The following is a 21,110-nucleotide window of genomic DNA, read 5'->3' on the forward strand; positions in this document are numbered from 1 at the left end:
TTCGGCCCAAAGCGAGTGCGGCCGTTGAGGTCACTGCAAGCAGCATCGCGCGATCTATGCTCTAATTTTCGACAACGGCGGCGCCCTCTTTGCGGCGCCGCTTTGACGAACAAGGAGCCAGGATGATCGATGTCTATAGCTGGGCGACCCCGAATGGCCACAAGGTTCATATCATGCTCGAGGAGACGGGCCTACCCTACAACGTGCATGCCGTGAATATCGGTGCCGGTGACCAGTTCAAGCCCGAATTTCTCGCTATCAGTCCCAACAACAAGATTCCCGCGCTGGTCGATTCCGAAGGTCCGGAAGCCGCCGACGGACGGCCGTTCGCGCTATTCGAATCGGGTGCGATCCTGATTTATCTGGCCGAGAAGACCGGCAAGTTTCTACCGACCGACCCGGCCGGGCGCTACGCGGCATTGCAATGGCTGATGTTCCAGATGGGCGGGCTTGGTCCGATGCTCGGCCAAACGCATCACTTCCGCGTGTATGCGCCCGAGCAGATCGAATACGCGGTCAATCGCTACACCAACGAAGCGCGACGCCTGTACGGCGTGATGGACACGCAACTCGGCAAGACGCGTTACCTCGCGGGCAACGACTATACGATCGCGGACATCGCCGCGTTTCCGTGGACCCGTTCGTGGAACAATCAAGGCGTCGATCTCGATTCGTTGCCGAACGTGAAGCGCTGGCATGAAGAGATCGCCGCGCGGCCGGCGGTCGTGCGCGGCGTCGACGTGCTCGCATCCGCGCGCGAGCCGCTGATGGACGACAAGGCGAAAGAGATTCTGTTTGGCGCGACGCAGTACGCGAAACACTAGTTGCGCGCCGTCTTGCTGACGCGGCTGGACACAAACACAAAGCGCGAGCGGCATGCCTGCCGGCTCGCGCTTTTTCAGTTCACCTGCGAAGGGCGAGCGCTAGAAGTAATGCCGGGTGATGAACTCCGCGACGCACACCGGTCGTTCACCGCCTTGACGCTCCAGCGTCACGTTCCACGCGACTTGGACACCGTTGTTGTCTACGTCGGTCACCGATTCGACGGCGAACTTCCCACGCAGCGACGACCCCACGAGTACCGGCGACATGAAACGCACGCGGTTCAAGCCGTAGTTCACGCCCATGCGCTGCTCGATTCTCAGCGTCTTGCCGAGCAAAGCCGGAATCAGCGACAGCGTCAGAAACCCATGCGCGATCGGCCCGCCAAACGGCGATTCGCGTTTGGCCCGCTCGGGATCGATGTGAATCCACTGATGATCGCCGGTCGCCTCGGCGAAACGGTTGACCCTGTCCTGATCGACGCTCAGCCATTCGCTGACGAGCGGCTCCGCGCCGATGAGCGCGCGCAGAGCATCCGCACTGTCGAAAACGGCGATCGTCGCCGCGCTCGCCGTCATGCCGCCGCTCCCGGATTGCGCAGGCCGAACATGCCGTTCGAGCGCACCGTGATCACGGTGTCGCCGTGCTGATTGATGCCCTCCCAGCGCGTCGACACGATGCCGCGATCGGGCTTGCTCTGCGACACGCGCTTATCGACGATGACGTTCATCATCGTGATCGTGTCGCCGACTCGCACCGGCTTCAACCAGCGAATCTCGTCGATGCCGGGCGAACCCATCGACGTCGAATCCGCCAGCACCTTGCGCACGAGCATGCCCATCATCACCGAGCACGTGTGCCAGCCACTCGCTACGAGCCCGCGGAACGGCGATTCGGCCGCGGCGGCTTCGTCGAGATGAAACGGCTGCGGATCGAACTTCTGCGCGAACTCGACGATCTCCTCGCGCGTGAACGTGTGCTTGCCGATTTCGTGGCTCGTGCCCACTTCCATGTCTTCGAAACTGATTTTCATCAGTGCACCTCCTTGGTTCGGTGGAACGGCCCGATCAGACTTCGGCGACCGCAAATCCGGGCAGCGTGGCAAACCGCGCGAGATGATGATCGACGTCGCCGAGCGTGGTCTCGATGATCGCGAGGCGCTTGAATAGGTGCGCGGCCGCCACTTCGTTCGTGACACCCATGCCGCCGTGCAACTGCACCGACTGTTGACCGACGAAACGCGCGGCCTGGCCGACCCGTACCTTGGCCGCGGAGATCGCGCGACGGCGCTCGTTCGTGTCTTCACTCGCGTAGCGCATCGCTGCGAGATACGTGATCGAGCGCGCCTGCTCCGCGTGGATCAGCATCTCGACCATGCGGTGCTGCAGCGCCTGGAAACGCGCGATCGGCTGACCGAACTGCTGGCGCGTTTTCGTATATTCGACGGTGGCGTGATTGAGCGCGTCGAGCGCGCCGATCGCCTCCGCGCACAGCAGCAGCGTGCCGTAGTCGGCGATCTGCTCGAGCGTTGCCGCCCCCGCATGTTCGCCGGAGAGCCGGCGCGCGGGCGTGCCGTTGAGTTCGAGGGTTGCGGCGCGTTGACCGTCGATGGTGCGGTACTCGGTAAGCGTGACGCCGGTCGCGTCGCGCGCGACGACGAAGAGTGCGATCTCGCCATCGAGGCGCGCCGGCACGATCCAGTGGTCCGCCTGCGCACCGTGCAGCACGACAGATTTGCTGCCGCTCAGCGTGTACTGCACGCCCTGCGCGCTCGCGGTCGTCGCGAGGTCGAACAGATCGTAGCGGGCATGCGGCTCATGAAACGCCACGGCCAGTTTGGCTTCGCCCTGGGCCGCCCGTTCGAGCAGCGCGGCATCTTCGCCGTCGCCGGTGCCGGCGAGCCGCAGTGCTTCGATGCCGACCGCGGTCGCCCAATACGGCTCGACGACGAGCGCGCGACCGAGTTCCTGCATGACCACGAGCATGTCGATCGGGCCGCCGTTGAAGCCGCCCTGCGCTTCTGGCACCGGCAACGCGGTCAGCCCCAACTCGGTGAACGCTGCCCAATGATCGGCCGATGTGCCCGCCTCCGAGCGCACGATCGCCTGGCGCGCTTCGAAGCCGTAGCTCTTCTCGAGATAGCGGCGCAGCGCATCGGCAAATTGCTGCTGTTCGTCGTTGAAAGTGAAGTCCATGCGCCGCTCCTCAAAGTCCGAGAATCATCTGCGCGATGATGTTCTTTTGAATTTCGTTCGAGCCGCCGTAAATCGACGTCTTGCGGAAGTTGAAGTAGTACGCGGCAAGCGGCGCGGCATCGTCGTCGCCGGCAAGACTGTGCTCGCGTTCGCCTTCGAGGAACGGCACGTCGAACGGCGCGGCCAGCGGACCAATCGCTTCGAACATCAGTTCGGTGAGTCCCTGTTGCACTTCCGTGCCCTTGATCTTCAGCATCGACGCTTCCGGGCCCGGGCCGCGACCGCCCGCCTCGTTCGCCACCACGCGTTGCACGGTGACTTCGAGCGCCATCAACTCGATTTCGAGACTCGCGACCTTTGCCGCAAACACCGGATCGTGCAGCAGCGGCTTGCCGTTCTTTTTCTGATTCAGCGCGACACGTTTGAGAAACACCAGTTCGCGCTTCGACGCACCGACTCGCGCGATGCCGGTACGCTCGTGACCGAGCAGATATTTCGCATAGGTCCAGCCGCGATTTTCTTCGCCGACCAGATTGTCGAGCGGGACTTTGACGTCCTCGAAGAACACTTCATTGACTTCGTGATCTTCGTCGAGCGTGATGATGGGCCGCACAGTGATGCCCGGCGTTTTCATGTCGATCAGCAGGAACGAGATGCCCTCCTGCTTTTTGGCGCCGCTGTCGGTGCGCACGAGGCAGAACATCATGTCGGCGTGCTGGCCGAGCGTGGTCCAGGTCTTCTGACCGTTGACCACGTAATGATCACCGACACGCTCGGCGCGAGTGCGCAGCGACGCAAGGTCGGAACCCGACCCGGGCTCCGAATAGCCCTGACACCACCAGTCCGTGCCGTCGAGAATGCGCGGCAGATAGTGGCGTTTCTGCGCCTCGTTGCCGTACTTCATCAGCACCGGCGCAACCATCGACACGCCGAAAGGCAGCACGGTAGGTGCGCCAACACGCGCGCACTCTTCTTCCCAGATATGTCGTTGGGTCGCGTCCCAGCCGGGGCCGCCGTATTCGCGCGGCCACGCGACCGCCGACCAGCCTCGCGTGCCGAGCAGCCTGTGCCAGCTTGCGAAGTCTTCGCGGGAAAGACGTTTGTGATTGAGAACCTTGTCGCTTAGTTCGCGAGGCAGATTCGCTTCGAGCCAGGCGCGGATGTCGGCGCGGAACGCGTCTTCAGCGGGGGAATAGTCCAGATTCATGCGTAGTGTCTCCTGGCCGCCACCACCCAGCCGCCTGGAGCCACCGCGCTACTGCAGTGGTTCCTTCAGCGCAGCCGGGACCGGCAGCGGCATCACTTCGATGCCTTCCTCGACCAAGGCACGCGCATCCTCGGGTGTGGTGACACCACGAATACTGCGCGCGGGCGCTTCGTTGTAGTGAATGCGCCGCGCTTCCTCGGCGAAGCGGTCGCCCACGTTCTCGGTCTTCTCCAGTACCTCGCGCAGCGCGCGAATCATGTGCGCCTGCATTTGCTCCATGCCCGCCGGCGCTTTTGAGTCGGTCGCGCCCGACAGATTCAGACGCGGTGCCGACGGCAAACGGCTCACCTCGTGCGCACCGCAGATCGGACATTCGACAAGCTTGCGGGACTGCTGCGACTCGAAGTCATCAGCCGAAGCGAACCAGCCTTCGAACCGATGGCCATGCGGACACTGTAAATCGAGGACCTTCATGTGGAATCAGGGCTTGCGTGCCAGTTTAGCGCAAAATGGATATTTGTGAACGATCGTTCGTAAAACCTCAGGACCGACGCACAGCCGCCAGCTGCCGCAACGGAATATCACGTGGGTGCGCGATTTTAACGCTTTACGGCATGTGCTGCCGAAGGCGGCCCGAGCGCTAACCGGTGCCACACTTGCTCGGTTCTCCAGCCCGCTTGCGGCGCACCGCTACACCACGAGATTGCCGAGTTGACGACTCACGCGCGGTTCAATCTGACGGGCCTCCTTCGTCAGATTGATCTGCTTCGCCAGTTTTGCGACATCCGCGACACCAATCTCAATCTCGTACCCGCCGCGCGCGGTCAGCCATTCGAGGACGTCGGTCAGATGCCACACCGACGCACTGCCTTCGTGGACCGGGGGCGGAAAGTCGATGGCGTTGTTCAGCATCAGCTTGCGCATGTTTTGCCGCGACACTCCCGCCATTTCGGCCACGTCGGTCAGCCCCACGAAGTCAGGTCCTGCCTCGACCAGTTGCGCGGACGGCACAGCGCGTTTCACGTCCTTGAGCGCGCTGGTGACAGCCTCGAATGCGCTCGTGGCTTCACGGGTGAAAAGCAGCGCGAGGCGGCCTGGTTGCCCGACGCCAATCGTGGCGTCGTCGCACCCCGCTTCGCCCAACCGCTCGACGATTGCGTCTGCATCGCAGTCTTCCGCGGCGAGGCGGTACTTCAACGTGAACACATATTCCATACGTTACTCCTGTCTTTGTTGAGCCCAGGTTATTGCGATTCCTGTTTGCTGCCTACGAACCCACTAGCGCCGTGCCGCGCAGTTGCCGACAATGCGCCGCAAGTGTCTGGCGTGATTGCCGGGATTCTTCGGCGTACTCCAGACGCTCGATATACAGAACTCTCCGCACCGACATTCGGCGTCTTGGTACGGGCAATAGATTTTTCCCCACGCATGACCTCTTCCGCCGTCCTGAACGCGCCAGCCGTGCTGTTCCGCGTACGCCAATGCGGCCTCGATCTCTTTCTTCTTGTGCCTTCCTCGAACCATCGACACCTCCAATGTAGCCGCTCAATTTCGAGTTGTCAATTGACAACCCATGATTGAACCGGAATCAGATCACTCCGATGAGTAGCGTCGGTTATCCCAAACAAAATCGACGACGGACTCGGTAATCGGAGGGTTCATACTAGCCGGCCGGCGGAGCCACGACGAGCCAGCCAGATGGCATAGGAAACGGCATTTTGTTGAGCCAGAAAGAAACCGCGGAGCCAATGACAAAGCCCCTGCCGGTCATCGACCAACAGGGGCTTGGTTAAATCAGCTACCGGGTGACGCGAACTTACACCGTCTCGGGCGCCTCAGTCGGCCACGTGCCCGACAGCACTTTCTCGAGCCAGAAGGTACCGATGATCGTCTTCACATCGGTGATCCTGCCCGTGCGCACCCACTCGGACACTTGCTCCACGGTCGCGGTGAACAGTTCGAGAAACTCACCTTCGTCGAGCTTGCGCTCGCCCGCGGTCAAGCCCCGCGCCAGATAGATATCAATGAATTCGGTCGAGTAAGAAATGATCGGGTGGATCCGTGTCAGGTACACGTACTCGCGCGCGGTATAGCCGGTCTCCTCGCGCAGTTCCCGCACCGCGCACGCCAGCGCGCCCTCGTTCGGGTCGAGCTTGCCGGCCGGATATTCGACCATCACCTTGCCCATCGGATAGCGATACTGACTTTCGAGCAGCACGCGACCATCATCGAACAAGGGGATCACCATGACGGCGCCCGGATGCTGAACGTATTCGCGCGTCGCATGTTTGCCGTCCGGGAGTCGGACCGTATCGTACTTGACCGTCATGAACGGCCCCTGATGGACCGTCTTGCTGTCGATACAAGTCTCGGTTAGCGCGGCGTCGTGATTGGGAAGTTCAGCCATGTGCGGACCTCAGAACAGCCAGGCGCGCGCGACGGCGAGACGCCGTCAGCGGCGTTTGACGAGATATTGGAAGGTAAAGCCGGGAAAAGCGAACACGACGAACAAGGCGAACGTGATCGCATAAAACTGCCAGCCCTGCTCGAAGCGATTTCCCGCGCGCGCTTCGAGCAAAAAGCCCAGCGCGCCGACCACGAAATACAGCACGATCAATTCGGCAATCCGGAGCCAGGCGCTTTTCTTCGCCGCTTTCAACGGCACCGCGGCGAAGAGGCGCTGATTCAGGAACGGCAGGTTGGCGCCGACTAGCGCCAACAGCACGATAAACCAGCCCGCAGCGGACATCAGAGCAACAGCGTGTGCTGGATCGCCTGCAGGCAGGCGCGCAACAGCGGATCCGGCACGATACCGAGCACCAGCACGGCGACGCCGTTCAACGCGAGCAACGCGCGCGTGCTCGTGTCCGCCACGATCGCCGACTTGTCTTGCGGCTCGTCGAAGTACATCAGCTTGACGATACGCAGGTAGTAGAACGCGCCGAACAGCGACGTGATCACCGCGAGCACGGTAAGCCAGGTCAGGCCGGCGTTCATCGTTGCTTGCAGCACGGCGAGCTTCGCGTAGAAGCCGACTGCCGGCGGAATACCCGCGAGCGAGAACATCATGATCATCATCACGAACGCGAAGACCGCGCTGCGCTGATTGAGGCCCTTGAAGTCCTCCAGCGTGTCCGCTTCGAAGTCGCGGCGCGCGAGCAGCATGATGACGCCAAAGGTACCGAGCGTGGTGATCAGGTAGACGATGCTGTAGAACATCGCCGAGCCGTACGCGCTCGCGGCGCCCGTGGTTTTCTGGTCGACCACGCCGGCGAGCAGGCCGAGCAGCACGAAGCCCATGTTCGAGATCGCCGAATACGCGAGCATCCGCTTGACGTTGCGCTGCACGATACCGGTGATGTTGCCGACGATCAGCGACAGCGCCGCCAGAATCACCAGCATCTGTTGCCATTCGACCGCCAGCGGCAGCAGGCCCATCACGAGGAAACGCAGACCCCACGCGAACGCCGCGACCTTCGGACCGCCACCGACGATGAGCGTCATCGCCGTCGGTGCGCCCTGGTACACGTCGGGCACCCACATATGGAACGGCACCGCGCCCATCTTGAACGCCACGCCCGCCACGATGAAGATCACGCCGAACAGCAGCACGGTCGGATCGTAGTGGCTCGTGTTAATCGCCTTGAACACTTCGTTCAGGTCCAGCGAGCCGGTCGCGCCATACAGCATCGAAACACCGTACAGCAGGAAACCGGAAGCCAGCGCGCCGAGCACGTAGTACTTCATCGCCGCTTCGTTCGACGACGCCACTTCGCGACGCAGCGCGATCACCGCGTACAGCGAGAGCGACATCAGTTCCAGACCCAGATACAGCGTCAGGAAGTTGTTGCCCGAGATCATCACGATCTGGCCGAGCAGCGAGAACATGCCGAGCAGGAAGAAGTCGCCGCGGAACAGGCTACGGTCTTCGAGGTAGCGACGCGAATAAACGATCGTCACCGCGTAGCCGAGCGACACCACCGCCTTCATCACGTTGGCGAACGGATCGACCACGTACATGTGATCGAAGAAGTAATGCACTTGCGGGTCGAACGCATTCACCGCGAACCAGATCCCGGCGACGAGCGTCGAGAAGAACGCGATGAAATACGTTGTACGGCGACCCTCCGGGCCGACGAACGTGTCGTTGAGCCACGCGATGACAATGGCGAACATCACCAATGCGTCAGGCAACAGAGCAGTCATAGGGGCGTTTTGCATGGTCTTAAATTCCTCCGCTCGTCGTTACTGAGGCAACGGCAGCTTCGATTGCGCAACGTGGGAGAGGAGGTTTTCCACGGATACGTGCATCACATCGGTAAAGGGCTTCGGATACAGGCCCATGAACAGCGTCAGTGCGGCGAGCACTGCCAGCATGAAAAATTCGCGACGGTCGATGTCGAGCAGGTTCTTCACGTGGTCGTTCGCGACTGCGCCGAAGTACACGCGCTTGTACATCCACAGCGTGTAGGCCGCGCCGAGAATCAGCGTGACTGCCGCGCCACTCGCGATCCAGAAGTTGTACTGGACGGAGGCCAGAATCACCATGAATTCGCCGACGAAACCGGAAGTGCCCGGCAAGCCGCAATTCGCCATCGCGAACAGCATCACGAACGCCGCGAACTTCGGCATCACGTTGACGACGCCGCCGTAATCGGCGATCTGACGCGAGTGCATGCGGTCGTAAAGCACGCCGATGCACAGGAACATTGCGCCCGACACGAAGCCATGCGAGATCATCTGCACGATCGCGCCTTCCGCGCCGAGCTGATTGAAGATAAAGAAGCCGAGCGTGACAAAGCCCATGTGCGCAATCGACGAATATGCGACCAGCTTCTTCATGTCGGCCTGCACCATCGCAACGAGACCGATGTAGATCACGGCGATCAGCGACAGCGTGATGATGACCGGTGCGAGGAAATGGCTCGCATCAGGCGTGATCGGCAGCGAGAAGCGCAGGAAACCGTACGCACCGAGCTTCAGCATGATCGCGGCCAGCACGACCGAACCGCCGGTCGGCGCTTCCACGTGCGCGTCCGGCAACCACGTGTGCACCGGCCACATCGGCACCTTCACCGCGAAGGCCAGGAAGAACGCGATAAACAGTAGCACCTGCGGCGTCATCGCGATCTGCGCGTGCTGCCACGTGGCGATGTCGAACGAGCCGGTCTCGTTGTACAGATAGATCAGCGCAACCAGCATCAGCAGCGAGCCCGCCAGCGTGTACAGGAAGAACTTGAACGCCGCGTACACGCGGTTCGCCCCGCCCCACACGCCGATGATGATGTACATCGGGATCAGCGTCGCCTCGAAGAACACGTAGAACAGCATGCCGTCGGCCGCGCTGAACACGCCGACCATGATGCCCGAAAGGATCAGAAAGGCCGCGAGGTACTGGCCGACGTTCTTCGTGATCACTTCCCACGCTGCGATCACGACGATCACCGTGATCAACGCGGTCAACGAGACGAACCACATCGAAATGCCGTCCACGCCGAGGTGATACATGATGTGGAAGCGCTCGATCCAGTTCGCCTGCTCGACGAACTGCAGGTCGGCGGTGCTCGAATCGAAGCTGGTGATCAGCGGCAGCGTGACGAGGAAGCTCAGGACAGAGCCGATCAGCGAGATCCAGCGCGCGGGAGCGGGGTTCTCGTCGTTGCCGATCGCGAGGACCAGCAGACCGAAGAAGATCGGCAACCAGATCGCGATGCTGAGAATCGGATAAGCGTGCATGAGTGTCTCTCGCCTTATTTGCCGCCGAGCGTTACAAACAGGGTCAGGAGCCCCAGCATGCCGATGATCATGGCGAACGCGTAGTGGTAGATGTAACCGGATTGGAGGAAGCGGATCACGCTAGCGAACCAGCCGATAAAGCGTGCGCTGCCGTTCACGATGCCGTCGATCACGACCACGTCGCCTTCCTTCCACAAACCACGGCCAATGGCCACAGCGCCCCGCGCAAACACGACTTCGTTGATCTTGTCCATGTAGTACTTGTTATCGAGCAACGTGTAGATCGGGCCGAATGCGCGCTTGATGACAGCGGGCAGATCCGGACGGACCAGATACAGGAACCATGCGACCACCACGCCTGCGAGCGCGAGCCATACCGGCAGGCCCGACACCGAGTGCAGACCCATCGACGCCCAGCCCTGGAATTCTTCGGCCATCTCATGCAGCGCCGGATGGTTCTCGCTGATGTAGATCACCTTGTCGAACGCGACGCCGTGCTGGAAGAAGTCGCCGAACAGCATCGGACCGACGCCGATCGCGCCGATCACGATCGACGGAATCGCCAGCAGCACGAGCGGCACCCACACGACCCACGGCGTTTCGTGCGGTTCGTGAGCGTGGTCGCCGTGACCATGGCCATGGTCGTCGTGGCCGTGCGCGCCATTTGCATGCGACGCGGCTTCCGCGCCCATCGGCGATTCCGGGTGCTTCGGATTGCGGAAGCGCTCCTCGCCGTGGAACACCATGAAATACATGCGGAACGAATACAGCGCGGTTACGAACACGCTTGCGACCACCGCGAAGTACGCGAAACCCGAGCCCGGCAGATGCGACAGCTTCACCGCGTCGATGATCGAGTCTTTCGAGTAGAAGCCCGAGAAGAACGGCGTGCCGATCAGCGCGAGCGAACCGATCAGCGACGTGATCCACGTAATCGGCATGTACTTGCGCAGGCCGCCCATGTTGCGCATGTCCTGATCGTGATGCATGCCGATGATCACCGAACCCGCGCCGAGGAACAGCAGCGCCTTGAAGAACGCGTGCGTCATCAGGTGGAACACGGCGACCGAGTAAGCCGACGCGCCGAGCGCGACCGTCATGTAACCGAGCTGCGACAGCGTGGAATAAGCGACCACACGCTTGATGTCGTTCTGGACGATGCCGAGAAAGCCCATGAACAGCGCGGTTATCGCACCAATGACCATGACGAACGACAGCGCCGTATCGGACAGTTCGAACAGCGGCGACATGCGCGTAACCATGAAGATACCGGCCGTCACCATGGTCGCAGCGTGAATCAGCGCGGAGATCGGCGTCGGACCTTCCATCGAGTCCGGCAGCCACACGTGCAGAGGGAACTGCGCCGACTTACCCATCGCGCCGATGAACAGGCAAATGCAGGCCACCGTCAGCAAGCCCCAGTCGGTACCCGGGAAGTTCAGCGCCGCGAGTTCGGTACGCTTTGCGAAGACTTCGCCGTAGTTCATCGAACCGGCGAACGCGAACAGCAGACCGATGCCGAGCAGGAAACCGAAGTCGCCGACGCGGTTCACGATGAACGCCTTCATGTTCGCGTAGATCGCGCTCTCACGCTTGAAGTAGAAGCCGATCAGGAGGTACGAAACGAGACCCACCGCTTCCCAGCCGAAGAACAGCTGCAGGAAGTTGTTGCTCATCACGAGCATCAGCATCGAGAACGTGAACAGCGAGATGTACGAGAAGAAGCGCTGGTAGCCGTCGTCGTCGGCCATGTAGCCGATCGTGTAGATGTGCACCATCAGCGACACGAAGTTGACCACGACGATCATCATCGCGGTCAGCGAGTCGACCAGGAAGCCGACTTCGAGCTGTGTCTTGCCGATCGACATCCATTGATAAACGGTCGCGTTGAAGCTCGCGCCGTCCATCACCTGGAAGAAGACCATGACCGACAGGATGAACGAAATCGCGACGCCGAGGATCGTGACAGAATGCGCACCCGCCCGCCCGATCGCCTTGCCGAACAGCCCTGCAACCAGGGAACCGGCGAGCGGTGCCAGCGGAATTGCCAACAGCAGGTTTTCATTGAGTATCGTGGACATAACCGCTTTTCCTGAAATTAACCTTTGAGCTGATCGAGATCCTCGACATTGATCGTGTCGAGACTACGGAACAGGGTCACCAGAATTGCGAGACCGATCGCCGATTCGGCTGCAGCAACCGTCAGCACGAAGAAGACGAAAACCTGGCCGTGCACGTCGCCCAGATAGTGCGAGAACGCGACGAAATTGGTGTTCACCGCGAGCAGCATCAGTTCGATCGCCATCAGGATGATGATGACGTTGCGGCGGTTCAGGAAAATGCCGACGACGCTGATCGCAAACAGGATCGCGCCGAGGACGAGGTAATGGGCAAGGGTCAACATGATTTCTATCTCCTGTCCGCTCAGCTGTTCTTGGCTGCTGCCGAGTCGGCTGCTGCTGCGGCTGCCGCGGCAGCCGCTTGTTCCGCCGCGATGGTCGCCGCGGTTTTCTCCGACGGCATCTTCACGACGCGCACGCGGTCCTGAGCACGCACCTTGACCTGCGCGCTGACGTTCTGACGCTTGCTGTCCTTCTTGTGGCTCGTGGTCAGCGCGATCGCCGCGATGATGGCGACCAGCAGAATCAGGCCGGCGATTTCGAACGCGAAGATGTAGTTGGTGTAGATGACCTTGCCGATCAGGCGCGTGTTCGACCAGTCGCCCATACCGGCGGCGGCCGAGGCCGTGTCGTGCAGTGCGGTAGCCGTCGCGCCGTAGCCGTGCCACAGGATCAGTGCGGTTTCGATCACGATGATCGCGCCCACTGCCGATGCCATCGGCACGAAGCGTTTGAAGTCCTTGCGCAGCACGTCGAGATTGATGTCCAGCATCATCACGACGAACAGGAACAGCACCATCACCGCGCCGACGTAGACCAGCACCAGCAGGATCGCGAGGAACTCCGCCTCGAGCAGCATCCAGATCGCGGCTGCGTTGAAGAACGCCAGCACCAGATACAGTGCGCACGCCACTGGATTGCGGGAGGTGATCACCTTCAGCCCTGAAACCACGAGGAGCAGCGCGAAGATGTAGAACAGTACGGTCGTGAATTCCATGATTACCGGTTCATCGTTAGGCCATCGTCAGGCATTGTTCTTTGGCACGCGCGGTTGGCAAAAGCGGAGCAAACCGCCAGTACCGCCACACAGGTGCGCCGTGCCGCGGCGTTCAGGCCGCGGCGGTCGGCCCGACAGCAGGCCGTGTTAATGCTTTTACTGCCGCATTTACTGCATCAGCGGGAAAGCGCTTCAACGATACGGTGCGTCGGCTGCCTTGTTGGCGGCGATTTGTGCTTCGTAGCGGTCGCCAACGGCCAGCAGCATTTCCTTCGTGAAGTACAGGTCGCCGCGCTTCTCGCCGTGATACTCGAGAATGTGCGTCTCGACGATCGAGTCGACCGGGCAGCTCTCTTCGCAGAAACCGCAGAAGATGCACTTGGTCAGGTCGATGTCGTAGCGCGTCGTGCGGCGCGTGTTGTCCGCGCGCGTTTCCGATTCGATCGTGATCGCGAGTGCCGGGCACACTGCTTCGCACAGCTTGCAGGCGATGCAGCGCTCCTCGCCGTTTTCATACCGGCGCAGCGCATGCAGACCGCGGAAACGCGGCGAGATCGGGGTCTTTTCTTCCGGGAACTGCACGGTGACCTTGCGCTGGAACGTGTAGCGTCCGGTCAGCGCGAGGCCTTTCAGCAGTTCCGTGAGGAAGAAAGTCTTGAAGAAGTTTTGGATTGCGGTCATGGGTTCGTCCGCCCTTTATTTCCAGATGTTCAACGGCGACATGATCCAGAAGCCGACCACCACGAGCCACACCACGCAGACCGGAATGAAGACCTTCCAGCCTAGACGCATGATCTGGTCATAGCGGTAGCGCGGGAACGTGGCACGCGCCCAGATGAACACCGACAACAGCAGGAAAACCTTGAGGACGAGCCAGAAGATGCCCGGGATGAACGACAGGAACCCGAACGGAGCGCTCCAGCCCCCAAGGAACAGTGTTGCAGCCAATGCCGAGATCACGATCATGTTGATGTACTCGGCGAGGAAGAACAGCGCGAACGCCATGCCCGAGTAATCGATCATGTGACCCGCGACGATTTCCGATTCGCCTTCCACCACGTCGAACGGGTGACGGTTCGTTTCGGCGATGCCCGAAATGAAGTACACGACGAACATCGGCAGCAGCGGTAGCCAGTTCCACGACAGGAAATTCAGGCCGTGCGAGGCGAAGAAGCCCTGCTCCTGCGAGCCGACGATGCCCGACAGATTCAGCGTACCGGCCGTCATCAGCACGACCACCAGCGCGAAGCCCATCGAGATTTCGTACGAGACCATCTGCGCGGCGGCGCGCATCGCGCCGAGGAACGCATATTTCGAGTTCGACGCCCAGCCGGCCAGAATCACGCCATACACGCCGATCGACGAGATCGCCATCGCGTACAGCAGACCCGCGTTGATGTCGCCGAGCACCGCGCCCGCCTGGAACGGAATCACCGCCCACACCGCGAACGCCGGCACCACCACCATGATCGGCGCGATGACGTAGATCCAGCGGCTCGCCTGGGCAGGCTGGATCACTTCCTTGAGTAGAAGCTTCAGCACGTCGGCGATCGGCTGCAACAGGCCGCCGGGGCCGACGCGGTTCGGACCGAGACGCACGTGCATCCAGCCGATCAGCTTACGCTCCCACAGGATCAGGTAAGCGACGCACAGCAGGATCACGACGGCCACCACCAGGATGCGCACGAGCGCCCACACCGTAGGCCATGCCACACCGAGAAGCTGGGCGCCGCCCGAGTTGATCGTATCGAACAAGCTCATTTACGCCTTCTCCACCACCAGTTCACCGAACAGGCTGCCCAGCGCCGCACCGGCAGGCGTAGCCGCCGATACGCGGACGACCGTCTCCGCAAGATTCGCGTCGCGCACGGCCGGCAACTGCACCGCTTGCTCGCCCTGACGAACGCGCACCGCGTCGCCCTCTTTCAAACCCAGTTTGTCGAACAGCGCAGCCGGCAGGCCTACCGAATTCGCCGTACGGGCCGCCGCGGTCAGATGCAGCGACTCCGCGCGACGCACCAGCGCGTCGGCGTGATAGATCGGCACGTTCGCGAGACGCTCGAACTTGCCTTCCGCCGCCTTCACGGCCTGGCCGCGCGTCACCGCGACGCCGGTACGGTTCGACAGCCTCGAACTGACGTCACCGTCGCCGAGCGCCGCTGTGCGCACTTCTTCGACCGTGTCGTATTCGAAGCCCGGCGCGCCGAGCAGGCTGCCCAGCACGCGCAACACCTTCCACGCCGGACGCGTGTCGCCGAGCGGACGCACGACGCCGTTGAAAGCCTGCACCGTGCCTTCCGCGTTGACGAACGAGCCACCCGTTTCGGTGAACGGTGCAATCGGCAACAGCACGTCGGCATAGTCGGCGCCGGTCTGGAACGGCGACATCACGACGACCATCTCGGCCTGCTTCAGCGCTGCAAGCGCTTGAGCCGGATTGGCCGTGTCGAATTCCGGCTCGAGATTCAAAAGCAGATAGCCCTTGCGCGGTTGCTCGAACACTTCGCGTGCATTCAGACCGCCTTCGCCCGGCAGCGCGTTCACGAGGTGCGCGCCGACCGTGTTGGCCGCTTCGGTCAGGAAACCGAGCGTGGCGCCGGTCGCTTCGGCAATCCATTGAGCCGCGGCGTGGATCGCCGCGAAGTCCGTATGACGGACCGCGTCGTTGCCGAGCAGCACGACGCGCAGTGCGCCGTTGGTCAGCGATTTCGCGATCTGCTTGTGCGCGTCCGTCGGCTGCGTGCCGGCGAATGCTTCCGGCAGTGCGACGCCCTTCGCTTCGCCCACCGCGCCAGCGATCCCTGCCAACGCCTCGAGCCATGCCGACGGTGCGGCGACCACACGGTGCGCCTGCGGGATCATCGCGTCGTCGTTGGTGGCCTGGATCAACGTGAGCGCCGAACCGCCGCGTGCGACCTGGCGCAGACGCGCGGCGAACAGCGGATGATCACGACGCAGATCCGAGCCGATCACGAGCGCCGCATCGACGTTCGACAGATCGGCGATCGTGCCGCCGAGCCACGGCGCGCCGGTAACGGGGGCCGAGAAGTCCGACTGACGCAGACGGAAGTCGACGTTCGGCGTGCCGACCGCTTGCGCAATCTGCTTCAGCAGGAACAGTTCTTCGATTGTGCTGTGCGCGCTCGACAACGCCGCAAGCGCGTTCGCGCCGTGGTCGCCCGCGATGCCCTTCAGGCCCTTGACCACATAATCGAGCGCGGTTTGCCAGTCGGTTTCGACCCACTGGCCGCCCTGCTTGAGCATCGGCTTGGTCAGACGCTCGGGGCTGTTGAGACCTTCGTACGAGAAGCGGTCCTTGTCCGAAATCCAGCACTCGTTGATCGCTTCGTTTTCGAACGGCAGAACGCGCATCACGCGATTGTTCTTCACCTGCACGATGAGGTTCGCGCCAACGGAATCGTGCGGGCTCACCGACTTGCGGCGCGACAGCTCCCAGGTACGGGCGCTGTAGCGGAACGGCTTGCTGGTCAGCGCGCCGACCGGGCACAGGTCGATCATGTTGCCCGACAGTTCCGAGTCGACCGTCTTGCCGACGAACGAGGTGATTTCCGAATGCTCGCCGCGGCCCAGCATGCCGAGTTCCATCACGCCGGCGATTTCCTGGCCGAAGCGCACGCAACGCGTGCAGTGAATGCAGCGCGACATCTCTTCCATCGAGATCAGCGGGCCCACGTTCTTGTGGAACACCACGCGCTTTTCTTCGCTATAGCGCGACGACGACTTGCCGTAACCGACGGCCAGATCCTGCAACTGGCACTCGCCGCCCTGGTCGCAGATCGGGCAATCGAGCGGATGGTTGATCAGCAGGAATTCCATCACAGCTTGCTGACCTTTCACCGCCTTGTCCGACTTGGTGCGCACGATCATGCCGGCCGACACCGGGGTCGCACACGCAGGCACGGCCTTCGGCATCTTCTCGACATCGACCAGACACATCCGGCAGTTGGCCGCAATCGACAGCTTCTTGTGATAGCAGAAGTGAGGAATGTAGGTGTCGACCTTATGCGCAGCCTGGATCACCATGCTGCCTTCAGGCACCTCGACTTTCTTGCCGTCTATTTCCAGTTCAACCATGATGGTCAATCTTCCTTAACCTGTTACCGCTCAATCGTTCGCCTGTTCATCGCCCGCTTCGGGCGATGAATCCTGCGGTTGAGGTGTTCGTCTGGTAGTTATTCGTCAGCCAAATCTGTCGGCGCGACTCAGGCTGCCACTGTTTCGGGCGCCGCCGCCGTGCCGGCATGGCCGCCGACGAGGCAATGCTTGTGGGCGACGTGATATTCGAATTCGTCCCAGTAGTGCTTGAGCATGCCCCGAACCGGCATGGCTGCCGCGTCGCCGAGCGCGCAGATCGTGCGGCCCATGATGTTTTCCGCGACCGAGTTCAGCAGATCCAGATCTTCCTGGCGGCCGAGACCATGCTCGATACGATGTACGACGCGATACAGCCAGCCCGTGCCTTCACGGCAAGGCGTGCATTGACCGCACGACTCTTCGTAGTAGAAGTACGACAGGCGCAGCAACGAGCGCACCATGCAGCGCGTCTCGTCCATCACGATCACCGCGCCCGAGCCGAGCATCGAGCCAGCCTTCGCGATCGAGTCGTAATCCATGTCGGTCTGCATCATCATCTCGCCCGGAATCACCGGCGCCGATGAACCGCCAGGAATCACGGCCTTGATCTTCTTGCCGCCGCGCATGCCGCCGGCGAGTTCCATCAGCGTCGCGAACGGCGTGCCGAGCGGAATTTCGTAATTGCCCGGACGCTCGACGTCGCCCGACACCGAGAAAATCTTCGTGCCGCCGTTGTTCGGCTTGCCGATTTCAAGGTAATTCTGCGGTCCGATGGCGAGCAGGAACGGCACCGCCGCGAACGTTTCGGTGTTGTTGATGGTGGTGGGCTTGCCGTACACGCCAAAGCTCGCCGGGAACGGCGGTTTGAAGCGCGGCTGACCCTTCTTGCCCTCGATCGATTCGAGCAGCGCGGTTTCCTCGCCGCAGATATAAGCGCCGTAACCGTGGTGCGCATGCAGCTGGAACGAGAAGCACGAGCCCATGATGTTGTCGCCGAGGAATCCGGCGCGGCGAGCTTCTTCCAACGCTTCTTCGAAGCGCTTATAGACTTCCCAGATTTCGCCGTGAATATAGTTGTAGCCGACCGTGATGCCCATCGCGTACGCGCCGATCGCCATACCTTCGATCAACGAATGCGGATTGAAGCGCAGAATGTCGCGGTCCTTGAACGTACCCGGCTCGCCCTCGTCCGAATTACAGACGAGGTACTTCTGGCCCGGGAACTGGCGCGGCATGAAGCTCCACTTCAGACCGGTCGGGAAGCCCGCGCCGCCGCGGCCCCGCAGACCCGACGCCTTGACGTCGGCGATCACCTGCTCGGGCGCGATCTTTTCTTCCAGGATGCGACGCAGCTGGGCATAACCGCCGCGCGCCACGTAGTCTTCGAGATGCCAGTTGTCGCCGTTCAGTCCGGCGAGAATCAGCGGTTTGATGTGACGATCGTGTAAAGCCGTCATTTCGAAAGTTCCTCGAGCAGCTGGTCGATCTTCTCGCGGCTCATGAAGCTGCACATGCGTTGGTTGTTCACCAGCATCACCGGCGCGTCGCCGCACGAACCCATGCACTCACCTTCTTTCAGCGTGAATTTGCCATCGGGCGTGGTTTCGCCGAAGTCGATGCCGAGCTTCTGCTTCAGGTATTCAGCGGCGCTTTCGGAGCCGCCGTCAGGGCCGAGCTGGCACGGCAGGTTCGTGCAGAGCGTGATCTTGAACTTACCGACCGGCGAGGTCTCATACATCGTGTAGAAGGTCGCTACCTCCTGCACGGCGATTGCCGGCATGCCGAGATAATCCGCGACGAACTGCATGAGTTCGGGCGACAGCCAGCCATGCTCGGTTTGAGCAGTGGCCAACGCCGACATCACGGCGGACTGTTTCTGATCGGCGGGGTACTTTGCGACCGCACGATCGATTTCTTTCAGGCCTTCAGCTGAGATCATTTTCAGACACGACTCTTTCAATTCCTACCGAACGAAAACCTGTCGCTCACGTGATACTGCGACAGACCCGGCGTTCCTTTGCTTGACGCGCGTGGCGGTGCAACGACCGCGGACGCGCGTCGATGAATACGTCCTAGCGATCCACTTCGCCGAACACGATGTCCTGCGTGCCGATGATCGTCACGGCATCGGCGATCATGTGGCCGCGGGCCATTTCGTCAAGCGAGGACAGGTGTGCATAGCCCGGCGCGCGGATCTTCAGACGGTATGGCTTGTTGGCGCCGTCCGAGATCAGATAGATGCCGAACTCGCCCTTCGGATGTTCGACTGCGGCGTACGCCTCGCCTTCGGGCACGTGGAAGCCTTCGGTGAACAGCTTGAAGTGATGGATCAGATCTTCCATGTTCGACTTCATGCCGACGCGCGACGGCGGCGCCACCTTGTGATTGTCCGTCATCACAGGGCCGGGATTTTTACGCAGCCACTCAATGCACTGTTTCGCGATCCGGCACGATTGACGCATTTCTTCGACGCGTACCAGATAGCGGTCGTAGCAATCGCCATTCACGCCGACCGGAATGTCGAAGTCGAGCTTGTCATAAACTTCATACGGTTGCTTCTTGCGCAGGTCCCACTCGACGCCCGAGCCACGCAGCATCGCGCCGGTCATGCCGAGTTGCAGCGCCCGCTCCGGGCTGACCACACCGATGCCGACCAGACGCTGCTTCCAGATCCGGTTGTCGGTGAGCAGCGTTTCGTATTCGTCCACGCACTTCGGGAAACGGCTGAAGAAGTCGTCGATGAAGTCGAGCAGCGAACCCTGACGGTTCTCGTTCATCTTCGACAACGCCTTCGCATTGCGAATCTTCGACGCCTTGTATTGCGGCATTGCGTCAGGCAGATCGCGGTAGACGCCACCCGGACGGTAGTAGGCCGCGTGCATCCGTGCGCCGGACACCGCTTCGTACACGTCCATCAGGTCTTCGCGCTCACGGAACGCATACAGGAACACCGCCATCGCACCGACGTCGAGCGCGTGCGCGCCGATCCACATCAGGTGATTCAACACGCGCGTGATTTCGTCGAACAGTACACGAATGTATTGCGCGCGCAGTGGCACGTCGATGCCGAGCAACTTCTCGATGGCAAGCACGTAGCCGTGCTCGTTGGCCATCATCGACACGTAGTCGAGACGGTCCATGTACGGCACGGACTGGATAAACGTCTTGCTTTCGGCGAGCTTTTCAGTCGCGCGATGCAGTAGACCGATGTGCGGATCGGCGCGCTGAATCACTTCGCCGTCGAGTTCGAGCACGAGACGCAACACACCGTGCGCTGCCGGGTGCTGCGGACCGAAGTTGAGCGTGTAGTTCTTGATCTCTGCCATGACGTTCCCTTAGTGTTTCAGACCGCCATAGCGATCCTCGCGGATCACGCGCGGCGTGATTTCCCGCGGCTCGATCGTCACCGGCTGATAGACGACGCGCTTCTCTTCCGGGTCGTAACGCATCTCGACGTAGCCGGAGACAGGGAAATCCTTGCGGAACGGATGACCGATAAAACCGTAGTCGGTCAAAATGCGGCGCAGGTCCGGGTGACCTTCGAAGACGATGCCGTACAGGTCGAACGCTTCGCGCTCGTACCAGTTGACCGAATTCCAGATATCGACGACGGACGGCAGGATCGGCATGTCGCCGTCCGGCGCGAAAACGCGCAGACGCAGACGCCAGTTGTTCTGCACCGACAGCAGATGCAGCACTGCTGCAAAACGCGGGCCGTCGTAAGCGCCTTCAGCATAGGTCTGGTAGTCGACGCCGCACAGGTCGACGCACTGCTCGAAACCGAGCGAGCGGTCGTCGCGCAGGCGCTTTGCCACGTTGAGGTAGTCGCCAGCCTTGACGACGATCGTCAATTCACCGACCGACTCGGTCACGCTCGTCAGGAGGCCGCCAAAGGCCGCCTCGAGGTTCGCTTTCAGGGTCTCGAGTTTGCTTGCCAT

Annotated in this window: 22 protein-coding genes; 1 reads left to right on the forward strand and 21 read right to left on the reverse strand. The window is 61.5% G+C overall.

Annotated features, from left to right (window positions below; genetic code table 11):
- Positions 1-122 precede the first annotated feature (122 nt).
- A complete protein-coding gene (locus AB3X94_RS33515; protein ID WP_176109110.1) occupies positions 123-824 on the forward strand; it encodes a glutathione binding-like protein in 702 nt (233 codons plus the stop codon).
- A gap of 99 nt (positions 825-923) precedes the next feature.
- On the opposite strand, the gene AB3X94_RS33520 is transcribed toward AB3X94_RS33515, so the two are convergent.
- The 21 genes from AB3X94_RS33520 to AB3X94_RS33620 all read right to left on the reverse strand — a co-directional run bounded on the left by AB3X94_RS33520 (position 924) and on the right by AB3X94_RS33620 (position 21,110).
- Complete coding sequence (locus AB3X94_RS33520; protein ID WP_176109111.1) at positions 924-1,400, reverse strand: MaoC family dehydratase; 477 nt, start codon at positions 1,398-1,400, stop codon at positions 924-926.
- Positions 1,397-1,855 carry a MaoC family dehydratase gene (locus tag AB3X94_RS33525; protein ID WP_368613755.1) on the reverse strand — a complete coding sequence of 153 codons (459 nt, stop codon included), beginning with the start codon at positions 1,853-1,855 and terminating at the stop codon, positions 1,397-1,399. Before AB3X94_RS33525 ends, AB3X94_RS33520 begins: the two co-directional genes overlap by 4 nt.
- Before the next feature lie 34 nt (positions 1,856-1,889).
- Entirely contained in the window at positions 1,890-3,017 is a 1,128-nt protein-coding gene (locus tag AB3X94_RS33530; protein ID WP_368613756.1) for an acyl-CoA dehydrogenase family protein, read from the reverse strand.
- 10 nt (positions 3,018-3,027) lie between these two features.
- A complete protein-coding gene (locus tag AB3X94_RS33535) occupies positions 3,028-4,224 on the reverse strand; it encodes an acyl-CoA dehydrogenase family protein (RefSeq protein WP_368590378.1) in 1,197 nt (398 codons plus the stop codon).
- Positions 4,225-4,272: 48 nt separating this feature from the next.
- Positions 4,273-4,698, reverse strand: a complete 426-nt coding sequence (locus AB3X94_RS33540) for a DUF1178 family protein (protein WP_013088951.1) — start codon at positions 4,696-4,698, stop codon at positions 4,273-4,275.
- A 216-nt stretch (positions 4,699-4,914) separates the two neighbouring features.
- Entirely contained in the window at positions 4,915-5,439 is a 525-nt protein-coding gene (locus tag AB3X94_RS33545; RefSeq protein WP_176109115.1) for an AlpA family transcriptional regulator, read from the reverse strand.
- Positions 5,440-5,502: 63 nt separating this feature from the next.
- The gene (locus AB3X94_RS33550) at positions 5,503-5,748 is read right to left on the reverse strand and encodes a hypothetical protein (protein WP_246392068.1); all 246 of its coding nucleotides are present in this window, start codon (positions 5,746-5,748) and stop codon (positions 5,503-5,505) included.
- Positions 5,749-6,040: 292 nt separating this feature from the next.
- Positions 6,041-6,631, reverse strand: coding sequence for an NUDIX domain-containing protein (locus AB3X94_RS33555; protein ID WP_368613757.1), 591 nt, complete (start codon positions 6,629-6,631; stop codon positions 6,041-6,043).
- Positions 6,632-6,676: 45 nt separating this feature from the next.
- On the reverse strand, positions 6,677-6,973 hold the full coding sequence (locus tag AB3X94_RS33560; RefSeq protein ID WP_018420024.1) for a DUF2818 family protein: 297 nt from the start codon (positions 6,971-6,973) through the stop codon (positions 6,677-6,679).
- Positions 6,973-8,445, reverse strand: coding sequence for an NADH-quinone oxidoreductase subunit NuoN (nuoN, locus tag AB3X94_RS33565; RefSeq protein ID WP_176109116.1), 1,473 nt, complete (start codon positions 8,443-8,445; stop codon positions 6,973-6,975). The genes AB3X94_RS33560 and nuoN overlap by 1 nt, the downstream gene beginning before the upstream one ends.
- A 24-nt stretch (positions 8,446-8,469) precedes the next feature.
- Positions 8,470-9,960 (reverse strand): NADH-quinone oxidoreductase subunit M, encoded by a 1,491-nt coding sequence (locus tag AB3X94_RS33570; protein WP_176109117.1) that lies wholly within the window; start codon positions 9,958-9,960, stop codon positions 8,470-8,472.
- A gap of 14 nt (positions 9,961-9,974) precedes the next feature.
- Complete coding sequence (gene nuoL / locus AB3X94_RS33575) at positions 9,975-12,041, reverse strand: NADH-quinone oxidoreductase subunit L (RefSeq protein ID WP_176109118.1); 2,067 nt, start codon at positions 12,039-12,041, stop codon at positions 9,975-9,977.
- Between the two features lie 17 nt (positions 12,042-12,058).
- Complete coding sequence (gene nuoK / locus AB3X94_RS33580) at positions 12,059-12,364, reverse strand: NADH-quinone oxidoreductase subunit NuoK (RefSeq protein WP_176109119.1); 306 nt, start codon at positions 12,362-12,364, stop codon at positions 12,059-12,061.
- Between the two features lie 20 nt (positions 12,365-12,384).
- Complete coding sequence (locus AB3X94_RS33585) at positions 12,385-13,077, reverse strand: NADH-quinone oxidoreductase subunit J (protein ID WP_176109120.1); 693 nt, start codon at positions 13,075-13,077, stop codon at positions 12,385-12,387.
- Positions 13,078-13,269: 192 nt separating this feature from the next.
- Positions 13,270-13,758: an NADH-quinone oxidoreductase subunit NuoI gene (gene nuoI, locus AB3X94_RS33590; protein ID WP_013088942.1), complete on the reverse strand. Its 489-nt coding sequence runs from the start codon at positions 13,756-13,758 to the stop codon at positions 13,270-13,272.
- A gap of 15 nt (positions 13,759-13,773) precedes the next feature.
- Positions 13,774-14,838: an NADH-quinone oxidoreductase subunit NuoH gene (nuoH, locus tag AB3X94_RS33595; RefSeq protein ID WP_176121312.1), complete on the reverse strand. Its 1,065-nt coding sequence runs from the start codon at positions 14,836-14,838 to the stop codon at positions 13,774-13,776.
- On the reverse strand, positions 14,839-17,172 hold the full coding sequence (gene nuoG, locus AB3X94_RS33600; RefSeq protein ID WP_176109122.1) for an NADH-quinone oxidoreductase subunit NuoG: 2,334 nt from the start codon (positions 17,170-17,172) through the stop codon (positions 14,839-14,841).
- Positions 17,173-17,300: 128 nt separating this feature from the next.
- The gene (gene nuoF / locus AB3X94_RS33605) at positions 17,301-18,629 is read right to left on the reverse strand and encodes an NADH-quinone oxidoreductase subunit NuoF (protein WP_368613758.1); all 1,329 of its coding nucleotides are present in this window, start codon (positions 18,627-18,629) and stop codon (positions 17,301-17,303) included.
- Positions 18,626-19,111: an NADH-quinone oxidoreductase subunit NuoE gene (gene nuoE, locus AB3X94_RS33610; RefSeq protein ID WP_013088938.1), complete on the reverse strand. Its 486-nt coding sequence runs from the start codon at positions 19,109-19,111 to the stop codon at positions 18,626-18,628. The genes nuoF and nuoE overlap by 4 nt, the downstream gene beginning before the upstream one ends.
- 133 nt (positions 19,112-19,244) lie before the next feature.
- Entirely contained in the window at positions 19,245-20,498 is a 1,254-nt protein-coding gene (locus AB3X94_RS33615) for an NADH-quinone oxidoreductase subunit D (protein WP_176109124.1), read from the reverse strand.
- 9 nt (positions 20,499-20,507) lie between these two features.
- A complete protein-coding gene (locus tag AB3X94_RS33620) occupies positions 20,508-21,110 on the reverse strand; it encodes an NADH-quinone oxidoreductase subunit C (RefSeq protein ID WP_368613759.1) in 603 nt (200 codons plus the stop codon).

The organism is Paraburkholderia sp. BR10923 (assembly GCF_040948765.1).
Taxonomy (GTDB): domain Bacteria; phylum Pseudomonadota; class Gammaproteobacteria; order Burkholderiales; family Burkholderiaceae; genus Paraburkholderia; species Paraburkholderia youngii.

What these genes read in the sequence shown, in the direction of transcription:
- AB3X94_RS33515 (WP_176109110.1), top strand. Translation starts at nt 123, where the DNA reads ATGATCGATGTCTATAGCTGGGCGACCCCGAATGGCCACAAGGTTCAT.
- AB3X94_RS33520 (WP_176109111.1), bottom strand. Translation starts at nt 1,400, where the DNA reads ATGACGGCGAGCGCGGCGACGATCGCCGTTTTCGACAGTGCGGATGCT.
- AB3X94_RS33525 (WP_368613755.1), bottom strand. Translation starts at nt 1,855, where the DNA reads ATGAAAATCAGTTTCGAAGACATGGAAGTGGGCACGAGCCACGAAATC.
- AB3X94_RS33530 (WP_368613756.1), bottom strand. Translation starts at nt 3,017, where the DNA reads ATGGACTTCACTTTCAACGACGAACAGCAGCAATTTGCCGATGCGCTG.
- AB3X94_RS33535 (WP_368590378.1), bottom strand. Translation starts at nt 4,224, where the DNA reads ATGAATCTGGACTATTCCCCCGCTGAAGACGCGTTCCGCGCCGACATC.
- AB3X94_RS33540 (WP_013088951.1), bottom strand. Translation starts at nt 4,698, where the DNA reads ATGAAGGTCCTCGATTTACAGTGTCCGCATGGCCATCGGTTCGAAGGC.
- AB3X94_RS33545 (WP_176109115.1), bottom strand. Translation starts at nt 5,439, where the DNA reads ATGGAATATGTGTTCACGTTGAAGTACCGCCTCGCCGCGGAAGACTGC.
- AB3X94_RS33550 (WP_246392068.1), bottom strand. Translation starts at nt 5,748, where the DNA reads ATGGTTCGAGGAAGGCACAAGAAGAAAGAGATCGAGGCCGCATTGGCG.
- AB3X94_RS33555 (WP_368613757.1), bottom strand. Translation starts at nt 6,631, where the DNA reads ATGGCTGAACTTCCCAATCACGACGCCGCGCTAACCGAGACTTGTATC.
- AB3X94_RS33560 (WP_018420024.1), bottom strand. Translation starts at nt 6,973, where the DNA reads ATGTCCGCTGCGGGCTGGTTTATCGTGCTGTTGGCGCTAGTCGGCGCC.
- nuoN (WP_176109116.1), bottom strand. Translation starts at nt 8,445, where the DNA reads ATGCAAAACGCCCCTATGACTGCTCTGTTGCCTGACGCATTGGTGATG.
- AB3X94_RS33570 (WP_176109117.1), bottom strand. Translation starts at nt 9,960, where the DNA reads ATGCACGCTTATCCGATTCTCAGCATCGCGATCTGGTTGCCGATCTTC.
- nuoL (WP_176109118.1), bottom strand. Translation starts at nt 12,041, where the DNA reads ATGTCCACGATACTCAATGAAAACCTGCTGTTGGCAATTCCGCTGGCA.
- nuoK (WP_176109119.1), bottom strand. Translation starts at nt 12,364, where the DNA reads ATGTTGACCCTTGCCCATTACCTCGTCCTCGGCGCGATCCTGTTTGCG.
- AB3X94_RS33585 (WP_176109120.1), bottom strand. Translation starts at nt 13,077, where the DNA reads ATGGAATTCACGACCGTACTGTTCTACATCTTCGCGCTGCTCCTCGTG.
- nuoI (WP_013088942.1), bottom strand. Translation starts at nt 13,758, where the DNA reads ATGACCGCAATCCAAAACTTCTTCAAGACTTTCTTCCTCACGGAACTG.
- nuoH (WP_176121312.1), bottom strand. Translation starts at nt 14,838, where the DNA reads ATGAGCTTGTTCGATACGATCAACTCGGGCGGCGCCCAGCTTCTCGGT.
- nuoG (WP_176109122.1), bottom strand. Translation starts at nt 17,172, where the DNA reads ATGGTTGAACTGGAAATAGACGGCAAGAAAGTCGAGGTGCCTGAAGGC.
- nuoF (WP_368613758.1), bottom strand. Translation starts at nt 18,629, where the DNA reads ATGACGGCTTTACACGATCGTCACATCAAACCGCTGATTCTCGCCGGA.
- nuoE (WP_013088938.1), bottom strand. Translation starts at nt 19,111, where the DNA reads ATGATCTCAGCTGAAGGCCTGAAAGAAATCGATCGTGCGGTCGCAAAG.
- AB3X94_RS33615 (WP_176109124.1), bottom strand. Translation starts at nt 20,498, where the DNA reads ATGGCAGAGATCAAGAACTACACGCTCAACTTCGGTCCGCAGCACCCG.
- AB3X94_RS33620 (WP_368613759.1), bottom strand. Translation starts at nt 21,110, where the DNA reads ATGGCAAGCAAACTCGAGACCCTGAAAGCGAACCTCGAGGCGGCCTTT.